The sequence below is a fragment of the Blattabacterium cuenoti genome, assembly GCF_014252055.1.
GTDB lineage: Bacteria > Bacteroidota > Bacteroidia > Flavobacteriales > Blattabacteriaceae > Blattabacterium > Blattabacterium cuenoti_D.
Genome location: NZ_CP059208.1, coordinates 500,225 through 512,564, shown reverse-complemented (window position 1 = coordinate 512,564; position 12,340 = coordinate 500,225). Strand labels below are relative to the sequence as shown.

The window sequence follows — 12,340 nt, the reverse complement described above, 5'->3', positions numbered from 1 at the left end:
ATTATTTATTCAATGAATTAAAAAAGTTTTTCTTCATCTCTTTCTTCGTAGCATCTTTCTTCATCTCTTTCTTCGTATCATCTTTCTTCATCTCTTTCTTCGTAGCATCTTTCTTCATCTCTTTCTTCGTAGCATCTTTCTTCATCTCTTTCTTCGTAGCATCTTTCTTCACCTCTTTCTTCGTAGCATCTTTCTTCACCTCTTTCTTCGTATCATCTTTCTTCACCGCTTCCTTCGTGGCCTCTTTCTTCTCCTCTTTCTTCGTAGCTCCTTTCTTCACCTCTTTCTTCGTAGAATCTGTCTCTATCTCTTTCTTCGTAGAATCTGTCTCTATCTCTTTCTTCGTAGAATCTGTCTCTATCTCTTTCTTCGTAGAATCTTTCTCTATCTCTTTCTTCGTAGAATCTGTCTCTATCTCTTTCTTCGTGGAATCTGTCTCTATCTCTTTCTTCGTGGAATAAAAATTAGATAACCAAAGATCAATAGTTTGATTTTTATTATGAGTTTTTCCAGGAGAAGGACTTTGTCGATATACTTTTGCAGATTCATTTGAATTTGGATAGTCATAATAAAAATTAATAATATTAAAAAATTTATTTTTTAAGGTTGAAATTGCTGTTTTTAGTGACATTCCAATAACATTTGGAATAATAAAGTTATTTTTTTGTATACTTTTCCCTATTATTAAAGTAATTCCATCCAAATTATTCTTTGGACAAAAGATATATCCATATGTAATAGGTTTATTATTATAAAATATTTTTATAATTTTATCTTTATTTATATCATCTATATATCTTATTTCTTTAATTATAATATTATTTTTATGTAGTAGTTTTATAGCTATATCTTTGTTTTTATTCATAATATCTGGTAAAATATTACAATATTTATTAGGTTTTATATTTATTTTTATGTAAATAAATCTTCCTTGTTTTACATGAGATCCAGCTCCTGGAAAAAAAGAAATAATTTTATTATTTTCTAAATATGGATCATAATATGATTTATCTATATCATATTTCAATCCTAATCTATTCAAGATAGAAATAGATTTTGATAATGTTAAATAGCGTAAATTCGGAATTTCAACATAAGAACCATGTTTTGTGTAAACATCGACCCATTTTAGTGCTAATTGAGTAACCTTATACAAAAGGTATATAGCTGCTAATAAATTAATAATGAAAATTAATATATATTTTGAGTAATTCATTTGTATATTTATATATTATTACAATTATAATAGAATAAAAATAATGAAAAAAATAGCTGTTGCTATTGTTATGGGTGGATACACAAAAGAATCTCTTATTTCTATTAAAAGTGGAACAGCTGTTTATAATAACTTAAATAAATCAGAATTTGATCTTTATAGGGTTTATATTTTTAATGATAGATGGGTTTTAAAGAATGATGAAAATAAGGAATATCATATTAATAAACATGATTTTTCAGTAAAAATAGGAAAAGAAAATATTAAATTTGACTGTGTATTTAACGTAATTCATGGAACTCCAGGAGAAGATGGAATGTTACAAGCTTATTTTCAATTGTTAGGGATCCCTTGTACTGGGGGTAATTTTCATCATTCTAACATAACTTTTAATAAAAAATATTGTCTAACTTTATTGAAAAATTTTGGAATTAATACAGCAAAATTTATTTTCTTAAATAAAAATAAAATTTTTAACGAAAAAAAAATTTTGAAAGAAATAGGGTTACCATGTTTTGTAAAACCTAACAGATCTGGATCCAGTTTAGGTATAAGTAAAGTATATGAAGAAAAAAATTTTACTACTGCAGTAAAAAAAGCTTTTAAAGAAGATAAAGAAATTATTATTGAATCTTTTCTTGATGGAAAAGAAATTTCTGTAGGAGTATTTTCCTATGACAAAGAAATTTTTGTTTTACCTATAACAGAGATAATTAGTCAAAATGATTTTTTTGATTTTGAATCAAAATATTCTGGGAAATCTAACGAAATAACTCCAGCAAAGTTACACCCAAAAATAGAAAGTAGGATATATAATGTTGCTAATAAAGTATACGAAATTTTTAATTTATCTGGAATGTCTAGATCGGAGTATATAATAGTAAATGGAGAACCATACTTTTTAGAAATAAATACAATACCAGGACTTTCAAAAGAAAGTATTTTTCCAAAACAATTAGAATCTGCTGGGATACCTCTATCATTTTTTTTAAAAAAAATGATAGAGGTATCTATTACTAGAAAATAGTAAAATTATAATTTACAATTGCATTTATTATTATTGCAATGATTTTTTTTGTAGTTATAATAGAAAAAAAATATTAAACTTCTTAATAAAATAATAATTGAAGTAAAGAAAAATATCCCGATTATTATATACTGCCACCACATATATTATGTTATTTTAGTATTTGATATATTAAAAAAGAAGTAATATAAGCTAATAAAGTCATAAATATAAATTGCATTATAGGCCACTTCCAAGATTTTGTTTCTTTTTTTACTATGGATAAAGTACTCATACATTGCATAGAAAATGCATAAAAAAATAATATAGATAACCCTGTTGCCATAGGTTTTTTTTTTTCAGGAAAAAAATTATTTTTCATTTTTTCACTCAGAAAATTATTTTCTTTATTTTCTATATTATAAACAGATGTCATAGTACTAATAAAAACTTCTCTTGCTATAAGAGAAGATAATATCCCTATTCCTATTTTCCAATCATATCCTAATGGATTTAGTATAGGTTCTATTTTTTTCCCTAATATTCCTAAATAAGAATTAGGTAGGTCTCTCTTTTGAATAGTTATATAATTATTATTATCACTATCTATATTCTTATTTGTAGGCCCAAAATTTCCCAATCCCCAAATTATTATATTAACTAATAGTATCATTTTTCCTACATTTACAATAAAAGATTTAAGATTTATCCAAATAGGGATCCATATATTTCTAAATATTGGAATTTTATATGTAGGTATTTCCATAATAAGATGGCTTTTGTAATTTTTCTTCAAAAATTTATGTAATATCATAGATACTGTTAATGCAGATAAAATTCCTATCAAATACATTCCCATAAGAACTATTCCTTTTAGTTGAATAAATCCCCATTTTTTATTCGGAATGATTAAAGATATAATTAAAGTATAAACAGGAAGTCTAGCTGAACAGGTCATAAAAGGAGTAGCTAATATAGTGATTAAACGATCTCTAGGGTTTTCAATATGTCTTGCAGACATTATTGCAGGAATAGCACAAGCTATACTTGAAATAAGAGGGACAACACTCTTTCCATTAAGTCCAAATGGACGCATAATTCTATCCATTAAGAAAATTACCCTGCTAATGTAACCACTTTCTTCCATAATTAGTAAAAAAAATAAAAGAATAAATATTTGTGGAACAAAAGTTAGTATTGTGCTAATTCCAGGTAATATTCCTTGTAATAAAAAATCATTTAAAGGACCTGGATAAAAATTTTCTAATTTTTTTTTAATAAAATAAAAAAAAAATTCTATAAGTATTTTTGGATAATCTGACCAAAAAAAGATACATTGAAAAATGAAAAATAGAAAAAATAAGAAAATTAAATAACCCCAAAAAGGATGTACGATTAGATGATAATCTAATTTTTTAGAGAATTCTAAAATATTTTTTTCTTTACATGATATAATATCAGATACTGATTTTGATATAATTTTTGTTATTTTCTCATATCTATCTAATATTTCTTTTATTTGTAACTTTTTAGATACAAGATTGTATTTTTTTTTTATTTCTTTTAGAATAAGATCTTCTTTTATTAAGCTATTATTATTAGCTAAATAATACCAAGCTTTGTATCTATTGTTAGTTTTATAAATATTTATTACTTCATTAATAGGATTAGAAAAATCTTTTCTTGTACAAAAAAAAGGTTCTTCTCTTATTTTTTTTAAATTTTTTAATTTGTTTTTAAGTTTATCTATTCCTAATTTTTTTCTTGCATCAAGAAGAATAACATCTGTTAAAAGAGCTTTTTTAAGATTTTTTATATTGATATAAATTCCCTTTTTTTTTGCTTGATCCATCATATTTAATATCAACAATACTGGAAATCCTAAATCTTGTATTTGACTGAAAAGAAGTAGGCTTTTTTTTAGATTTGAAGAATCTACTACTACAATTATTTTATCAGGATAATCAGAATCATTTACATTATTTAATAAATTACTTACAATTTCTTCATCTTCAGATGAGGGATATATGCTATATGTTCCGGGTAAGTCAATTATTTGATATTTAATATGTTTATAATAAAAAAATCCTATTTTTTTTTCTACTGTAACTCCTGAATAATTACCAACTTTTTGATTTAATCCAGTCAAATTATTAAATAAAGAAGTTTTTCCTACATTAGGATTTCCGATGAGCGCTAGTTTAACAAATCTTGTCATTTTCATTAATAATAGGTTCTATTATAATATTTTCTGCTTCTTCTTTACGTAAAGCTAAACAAGATTTATCATAACTTATACATAACGGATCATGAAAAATAGAAAAAAAAAGTACTTCAAATTTAACTCCAGGTAGAATTCCTAATTCTAGTAATTTTATTGGAAATTCTTCATTTCTATATCCTTTAACAATTCCTTTTTCTCCTTTTTTAAGATTAGATAGATACAAAACTATATTTTTTTCTTTGAAAAAATGTAAAATAATGAAAAAATGAAATAAAGGTTTAAATTTATCTTTTTTATCTTAAACATTCATATAAGAATGACATCTACTTTTATTAGGTTTATACAATTATTTCTTAGTATATCTACATTGATCATAGTTCATGAACTTGGACATTTTATATTAGCTAAAGCATTTAAAGTAAGAGTTGAGAGATTTTTTTTATTTTTTGATCCTTGGTTCTCTATTTTCAGTAAAAAAATTGGTGATACTATTTATGGTATTGGGTGGTTACCTTTAGGTGGTTATGTTAAAATAACTGGGATGGTGATGGATAATGTAGAAAAATCTTCTATAAAAAAAAATTGGGAATTTCGTTCAAAATCATCTATAAAAAGATTATTGATTATATCAGGAGGTATAATATCAAATATACTTTTATCAATTATTATTTTTACTCTTTTACTATTTAAATATGGAGAAACTTATCTTCCTACAAAAAATGTGCGATATGGGATTGAAGTAGATGCTTTAGGTGAAAAAATAGGATTAAAAAATGGAGATAAAATTTTATTTGTTAACGGAAAATATATCAAATATTTTAATGATATGCCAAGAGCTATTGTTCTTGGAAATTCTATTACTGTAGATCGTATGGGAAAGGTTATTAATTTACCATTAGATAATAATAAAAAAAGATTTCTTTTTGATAGAAAAGAATATAATTTTTTTATTAGACCCCGTATTCCTCCTATAATAAATCATATGGTAAATGATTATTCAGAATCTAATATTTCTGGTTTAAAAAATAACGATGAAATATTATCAATAAATTCAGAATCTATTCTATTTTTAGATGAATTAAAAGAAACATTATACAAATATATAAATGAAAGGGTATTAGTTTCTGTAAATAGAGATGGTGATATTATTCAAAAAATAGCATATGTTCATCCAAAAAATTTATTAGGAATATATCTGAAAAGTTTTATTGATATGAATGAAATTTTTCTATTTGAAAAAAAGAAATATTCATTTATTGAAAGTCTACCTCATGGAATAAAAAAAACTTGGACTATTCTAAAAAATCAAATATTTTTCTTTAAAAATGTTTTTCATATACAAACAAAGGCTTATAAACAAATAGGTAGTTTTTTTTCTATGGCTAAAGAATTTCCTTCTAAATGGAATTGGGATATCTTTTGGACTTTTACTGCTACTTTATCTATTTGGTTAGCTTTTTTAAATTTATTTCCAATTCCATCATTAGATGGTGGATATATTTTATTCATTATCATAGAAATGATAACAAGAAAGAAAATCAATGAAAATATTGTTGAAAAATGTACAATATTTGGTTTTTTAATAATTAGTGTAATTATGATTCTCATTATTGCTTGGGATATTTTCAAAGTTTTTCTATCTTAAATTTATTGAAAACAAATACCTTATTTGTAGTAATTCCAATGTCAATTGATAAATCATTATCATGTGTATCTATAATTTTTTCTATAGGATGAAAAAAACTCATTCCTATTTTAATAGTATTTTTATTACATAAGTTTATGAATTTATCATAAAAACCTTTTCCATATCCTACACGATAACCTTTAAGGTCAAATATTAGTAATGGTATGAATATTACTTCAATTAGTGAAATAGGAATTACACGTTTATATATAGGCTCATAAATTCCATATTTATTTTTTTGTAATAAAGTTTTCTTATCAAAAAAACAATTATCTATTGATAATTGATCAAAATTTGAATATGGTACGGTGATATATTTTTTTTTCTTTAAAAGAAAATCAATAATAATAAATGTATTAATTTCATTGTATTTTCGTATGGGTAGAAATAGATGATAATATTTTTTTTCATATATTTTTTTATAATAAAAAAAAACCTTTCTTAATTGAAAAAAGATATTATAATTTTTTTGAATGAATTCGTTTTTAGGTATTTTTTTTCTATATGAAATATATTTTTTTCGTAAACTATCTTTATTCATTGATTAGAAACTATAAACTTATCAAGTATCTTTATTAATTTTTTTGGATCTTCTACATGACTCATATGGCCTACATTAAGGCTAACAAATTTTGTTCTGTATTTTTCAATACTTTTTACTTCTTTTTTAATTTCTTTTGGATCAAGAATTAAATCATGTAATCCTATAATATATAATTTTGGGAAAATATTATTTTTTAGTACGTGTATTCTACTATTTCTGATAGACATTCCTCTTAGAAAAGAGGAAACACTATAAATAGATGTAGATAAAGCAATTTTTTTTACCAAACGTTGTTTTATTTGTAAAATATTTAATTTTTTAGGATTGAATAATTTATTTATACTATTAGAAACAAATATTGGAAAATTATTTTTTGCTAATTTTATGGATTTTATACGTATTTTTTTCTTTTTATCTGAATCAGAATTCGAAGTAGAATGAAGTAAACATAATCCTAAAAAAATATGTGGATTTTTTTCAGCAATAGATAATGATATATATCCTCCCATAGAATGACCTATAAAAATTGCTTTTTTTATATACTCTTTTTCCAAGATTTTTAACACGATAATAGACATTTCTTCCATAGTAGAAATTATATTCATTCTTTGTGGAAAAAAGCTTTTTCCATGACCAGGAAAATCAATTAAAATTATTTTATACTTTCTTCTAAAATTAAAAAGTATGTCATTCCATATTTCTGAATTCTCCATAAATCCATGTAATAATACTATAGGAACTCCTTCTCCTTCTATTTTGTAACTTATTTTTTGATAAATATTATGTGTTAATATCATACTTGTTTTATTTAGAAAATAATAAATTTTCAATAAAATAATAAATTGCAATTGTAAGAATTATTAAATTTTTTATTATTCATTCAATTTATTGAATAATAAAATAAATAATGTTATTAACTATAAATATTGGAAATTCAAGTCTTCGTTTTGGACTATTTAATAATAATTATAATTTAAAATGTAATTGTTCTTGGATTATTAATAGTAATCCACATAGATCATTAGATGAATATATTCTTCTATTTAGAAATATATATCAACAATATGGAATTATTTCAAAATTAGTGAAAAATATTGTAATTGGATCTGTTGTCCCTCCTTTAACAAATATTGTAGAAGAATCTTTATATGAAATACATAAAATAAGACCAATAATAGTAGATAGATATTCATATTCTCCTATAAAACATTATTCACATCAGTTAGGAACAGATTTATATGCTAATGCTATAGCTGCATATACATTATACAAAAATAACACTACTCTAGTGGTAGATTTTGGAACTGCGTTGAGCTTAACATGTGTCGATGAATATGGATTTCTTCAAGGAGTTATTATTGCTCCAGGAGTCAATGGTTCATTATCTGCTTTAATTAGAAATACAGCTCAATTATCACAAATAGAATTAAAAAAACCATCAAGAATACTTGGACAATACACAGAGGAATGTATACAAAGCGGAATAATATATGGATATTTAAGTATGGTAGAAGGATTAATAAATAGAATTAATAAAGAATTAAAAAAAAATTGTTTTGTCATAGCAACAGGAGGATTATCTCATATATATACGTCTCTAACTAAAAAAATTCATATTAAAGATAAATTACATACAATAAAAGGATTAAAAATATTATTCCATTGGAATAACAAGAATATTGAATAAAAAAAAGTAAATATTTTGAATCAATTTAGTGATTGATATCAATTTGTTTTTTTATTTTTTTGGATAAAATTTGAAAATTTTTTTCTGATAAAAAAATTCTTTTTTTAGAAAAATTTGCATCATTTTCTGTATCCATAGGAATTAAATGAATGTGAACATGAGGAATTTCAAAACCCAATACAAAGATGCCAATTCTATTACAAGGAATTACTTTTTCTAAAGATAATCCTATTTTTCTAGAAAAAGACATAATAGAAATAAAATCATTTTCTGTCATAGAAAAAATATTATCTATTCTCTTTTTAGGAATAACTAAAGTGTGCCCTATTTTCATTGGATATAGATCCAAGAAAGCTAAATAATCAAAATTTTCTGCTACTTTATAAGCGAAAACTTTATTTTCAATTATCTTTTGAAAAATGTCCTTTCTATTCACTAAATGCTATTTCTAAAATTTTGTAATCAAGTATCATTTTATTAGGAAGTTTAATATGAGCTATTTCTCCCACTTGTTTTCCGAGTAATCCAGTAGATATCGGGGTGTTGATAGATATTTTTCCCGATTTTAAATCGGCCTCTCCTTCTGGAACTAAAGTATATATTTGTTCTCCACCATAAGTTAAATTTTTAATTCTAACTGTAGATAGTATAGAAACTCTTGTTCTATTTATTTGTGAACCATCTATAATTCTGGAGTTGGATAATTTTTTTTTTAATTTAGATATATTCATTTCTAGAAATCCTTGCGCTTCTTTTATTGCATCATATTCCGCATTTTCTGATAAATCTCCTTTATCTCTAGCTTCTGCTATTTGCATAGATATTTTTGGACGTTCTATATTTTCTAATCTCTCTATTTCTTTTTGTAATTTTTTTAATCCTTCTTTAGTTATATATTCAAATTTTACCATATTTTCTATTTTACAAAGTAAAGTTATATCATATAAAATAATTATAGAAAATCATTTTTTCAAAAAAAAATGATGATTCCATCCTACAAAAATTTTGTTAATTATATTCTTACAATATCTGCTCCTAAAATACGTAATCTATGATCTATATTTTCGTATCCTCTATCTATTTGCTCTATATTTTTTATAATACTAGTTCCTTTGGCAGAAAGAGCTGCTATAAGAAGTGAAATTCCTGCTCTAATATCTGGGGAATTTAATATAGATCCTTTAAGATAAGATTGGTGATTTAATCCAATAACTGTAGCTCTATGTGGATCACATAATATTATTTGCGCTCCCATTTCAATAAGTTTATCCACAAAGAATAATCTACTTTCAAACATTTTTTGATGAATTAATACACTACCTTCCGCTTGAGTTGCTACAACAATTAAAACGCTTAATAAATCTGGAGTTAATCCAGGCCAAGGAGCATCAGATATTGTTAATATTGCATTATTTAATAATTTATTAATCTTATAAGATTTTTGTGATGGAATATATATATCATCTTTTTTTTTCTCTAATTTTATTCCCATTTTTTGGAATGTTTTTGGTATTACTCCTAAATTTTTCCAACTAACATTTTTAATTCGTATTTCAGAACAAGTAATTGCTGATAACCCTATCCAACTTCCTATTTCTACCATATCAGGTAATATCACATGAATACATCCTCCTAAATTTGAAACTCCAATTATTTTGATTAAATTAGATCCAATACCTTTTATTTTTGCACCCATTTTGTTTAATAGTTTACATAATTGTTGAATATATGGTTCACATGCTGCATTATATATAATGGTTTTTCCATTCGCTAATGTAGCTGCCATAATAATATTAGCTGTTCCAGTAATAGAAGCTTCTTCCATAAGAATATAATTTCCGATTAAACGTTTTTTTTTATTATTCAAGTATAAATGAAAATACTTATGTTCATTGTGATAATGAATTACAGCTCCTAATAGTTTTAATCCTATCAAATGAGCATCTAAACGTCTTCTTCCAATTCTATCTCCTCCAGGTATTGGAATCTTAACTTTTCCAAATCTTGCTAATAAAGGGCCAGCAACCATAATAGAACCTCTTATAGATTTTCCATATTCAAGAAATTGATCTGTATTCAAATATTCAATATTTATATTTTTAGCTTGTAAACTATAATCTCCAATTCCATTTTTTTCTATTATAACTCCAAGATTTTCTAATATTTTCATCAAACATTTAACGTCTTCTATTTCTGGAATATTCTTGATCCTTAATTTTTCATGTGTTAATAAAACTGCACATAATACTTGTAATGCTTCATTTTTAGCACCTTGAGGTGTTATTTCTCCTTTTAAAATATTTCCTCCTTTTATTTTAAAACTTCCCATTATTTTTATCTTTTTTCCCTCTCTTCAGTATTTTTTTTGTATTTTTCAAAATATGAGAACACTGCAATAATGTATCTGTTTTTTTCATTAAACAAATTTTTCCATTAGAAAGTTCTTTTAAGTCTTTAAAAATAATATCATCTTCCACTATATTTTTATTCCATCTTAAATAATTTTTTTTCATTGTATTTGCTATAGCATAAGATAATCCTTCTTTTTTTTGTTCATTTTTACAATGAACTGCGACATGAATCATGTTTCTTATTATCTTTCCATAATATCGAAAACTAGTTAAATATTTTGGATAAACCACCTTTTTATAAGATAAAAAGCTAATATTTTCTGGATTAGGTTTAGGAAATGGGATATCAATATCTAGCTGATATTTAGATATTATAAATAATTGATTCCATATTAATTTATGTCGGAAAATTGATTTGCTCAGTTTTTTTTTAATATTTTTAGTATTTTTTTTAGTGAAAGTGGAATCTATCATCAATTTTATAATACCTAATACGCAAAGATTCCTTTTTTTTCTATTTTTTATTTTTGTAGCATAGTATATCATTTTATGAATATTTCTACCATATTCTGGTATAACTAATTTGAAACGGTTAGTATTATATTCCATATTAATATATTTATAATTTATTCTTATAATATGTTCTATCTGAAGTCCAAAGAATTTTTTTTTGAAAAATATTATGTCTTACTTGACATGATTTATTAAAACAAAATATACAGTGATTTTTAGAACATGCTTCTAGATATACAGACAATTCTACTCTAGACCCAAATTCATTTTTGGTTAGTTTCGTCAATTTTTTAACTTTTTCATTAGCTTTTTTTACATTAAAAAACCATGGAACAGTAAGGTGGCAATCTACATGTAGATCTCTCCCATATTTAATTGCTTTTAAATGATGAATATCTATCCAATGAATATCTCTTTTCTCATTAAAATGATTAAATAATTTATTTAAAAGTTTTTTATCAGATTCATCCATAATTCCTGCTGTTGCATTTCTTAATAATTTTAATCCTGTATATAATATTATAAAAGAGAAAATAATGGAAATAATTGGGTCAATCCATGTAAATTTTGTTATTTTCAAAAGAAATAACCCTATAACTATTCCAAATGTAGAATATGTATCTATTTTAAGATGTTTTCCACTAGCTATTAATATTAAAGACTTATTTTTTTTTCCTATTTTACAGGATAAAAATCCTAAAAGGTAATTAATACAAGCTGTTGTAAAAAACATTAAAAATATTCCATGATCTAATCTATATAAAAAAAATTCATTTGTATGAATATGAGATTTAATACGCATAAAAGTATTTATTAATATAGAAATTCCTACAATAAAAATTAATATTCCTTCTATAGCAGCAGAAATAAACTCTATTTTTCCATGACCATATGGATGATTATGATCTTTCGGTAAAGAAGATATGTATAGACTAATTAACCCAATAAAACTGCTTATTATATTAATTAAACTTTCCATAGCGTCACTAAATATGGAAAGTGAAGAGGTAAAATGCCAACTAATAAATTTTATGAAGAAAATAATAACAGATATAAAACATATCACTTTTTGTAAATTGAAGTTTAATTTAATTGATTTTAAATTATTCATA

At 23.8% G+C, this 12,340-nt stretch carries 13 protein-coding genes; 3 read left to right on the top strand and 10 right to left on the bottom strand.

Annotated elements, in window-relative coordinates:
- Window position 1 precedes the first annotated feature (1 nt).
- Entirely contained in the window at window positions 2-1,216 is a 1,215-nt protein-coding gene (locus tag H0H48_RS02550) for a PASTA domain-containing protein (RefSeq protein ID WP_185871001.1), read from the bottom strand.
- 43 nt (window positions 1,217-1,259) lie between these two features.
- On the opposite strand from H0H48_RS02550, the gene H0H48_RS02545 reads away from it, so the two are divergent.
- Complete coding sequence (locus tag H0H48_RS02545) at window positions 1,260-2,243, top strand: D-alanine--D-alanine ligase (protein ID WP_185871000.1); 984 nt, start codon at window positions 1,260-1,262, stop codon at window positions 2,241-2,243.
- 151 nt (window positions 2,244-2,394) lie between these two features.
- On the opposite strand, the gene feoB is transcribed toward H0H48_RS02545, so the two are convergent.
- Both feoB and H0H48_RS02535 read right to left on the bottom strand, forming a co-directional pair.
- Window positions 2,395-4,440, bottom strand: a complete 2,046-nt coding sequence (feoB, locus tag H0H48_RS02540) for a ferrous iron transport protein B (protein WP_185870999.1) — start codon at window positions 4,438-4,440, stop codon at window positions 2,395-2,397.
- The gene (locus H0H48_RS02535) at window positions 4,424-4,669 is read right to left on the bottom strand and encodes a FeoA family protein (protein ID WP_185870998.1); all 246 of its coding nucleotides are present in this window, start codon (window positions 4,667-4,669) and stop codon (window positions 4,424-4,426) included. Before H0H48_RS02535 ends, feoB begins: the two co-directional genes overlap by 17 nt.
- Window positions 4,670-4,762: 93 nt before the next feature.
- On the opposite strand from H0H48_RS02535, the gene rseP reads away from it, so the two are divergent.
- Window positions 4,763-6,091, top strand: coding sequence for an RIP metalloprotease RseP (gene rseP / locus H0H48_RS02530; RefSeq protein ID WP_185870997.1), 1,329 nt, complete (start codon window positions 4,763-4,765; stop codon window positions 6,089-6,091).
- Here rseP and H0H48_RS02525 read toward each other — a convergent pair.
- Window positions 6,072-6,674 carry a 5-formyltetrahydrofolate cyclo-ligase gene (locus tag H0H48_RS02525; RefSeq protein ID WP_185870996.1) on the bottom strand — a complete coding sequence of 201 codons (603 nt, stop codon included), beginning with the start codon at window positions 6,672-6,674 and terminating at the stop codon, window positions 6,072-6,074. The two genes, rseP and H0H48_RS02525, sit on opposite strands and share 20 nt — an antisense overlap.
- Window positions 6,671-7,474 (bottom strand): alpha/beta fold hydrolase, encoded by an 804-nt coding sequence (locus tag H0H48_RS02520; RefSeq protein WP_185870995.1) that lies wholly within the window; start codon window positions 7,472-7,474, stop codon window positions 6,671-6,673. The genes H0H48_RS02525 and H0H48_RS02520 overlap by 4 nt, the downstream gene beginning before the upstream one ends.
- A gap of 110 nt (window positions 7,475-7,584) precedes the next feature.
- Between H0H48_RS02520 and H0H48_RS02515 the strand changes: the two genes are divergently transcribed.
- A complete protein-coding gene (locus tag H0H48_RS02515) occupies window positions 7,585-8,364 on the top strand; it encodes a type III pantothenate kinase (protein ID WP_185870994.1) in 780 nt (259 codons plus the stop codon).
- Between the two features lie 25 nt (window positions 8,365-8,389).
- Here H0H48_RS02515 and H0H48_RS02510 read toward each other — a convergent pair whose 3' ends face one another.
- The 5 genes from H0H48_RS02510 to H0H48_RS02490 form a co-directional block, all read right to left on the bottom strand.
- On the bottom strand, window positions 8,390-8,800 hold the full coding sequence (locus H0H48_RS02510) for an HIT family protein (protein WP_185870993.1): 411 nt from the start codon (window positions 8,798-8,800) through the stop codon (window positions 8,390-8,392).
- Window positions 8,793-9,275: a transcription elongation factor GreA gene (greA, locus tag H0H48_RS02505; RefSeq protein ID WP_185870992.1), complete on the bottom strand. Its 483-nt coding sequence runs from the start codon at window positions 9,273-9,275 to the stop codon at window positions 8,793-8,795. The genes H0H48_RS02510 and greA overlap by 8 nt, the downstream gene beginning before the upstream one ends.
- A 101-nt stretch (window positions 9,276-9,376) precedes the next feature.
- On the bottom strand, window positions 9,377-10,693 hold the full coding sequence (murA, locus tag H0H48_RS02500) for a UDP-N-acetylglucosamine 1-carboxyvinyltransferase (protein WP_185870991.1): 1,317 nt from the start codon (window positions 10,691-10,693) through the stop codon (window positions 9,377-9,379).
- The gene (locus tag H0H48_RS02495; RefSeq protein WP_185870990.1) at window positions 10,680-11,324 is read right to left on the bottom strand and encodes a DUF4290 domain-containing protein; all 645 of its coding nucleotides are present in this window, start codon (window positions 11,322-11,324) and stop codon (window positions 10,680-10,682) included. Before H0H48_RS02495 ends, murA begins: the two co-directional genes overlap by 14 nt.
- A gap of 10 nt (window positions 11,325-11,334) precedes the next feature.
- Window positions 11,335-12,339 (bottom strand): cation diffusion facilitator family transporter, encoded by a 1,005-nt coding sequence (locus H0H48_RS02490; RefSeq protein WP_185870989.1) that lies wholly within the window; start codon window positions 12,337-12,339, stop codon window positions 11,335-11,337.
- Window position 12,340 lies beyond the last annotated feature (1 nt).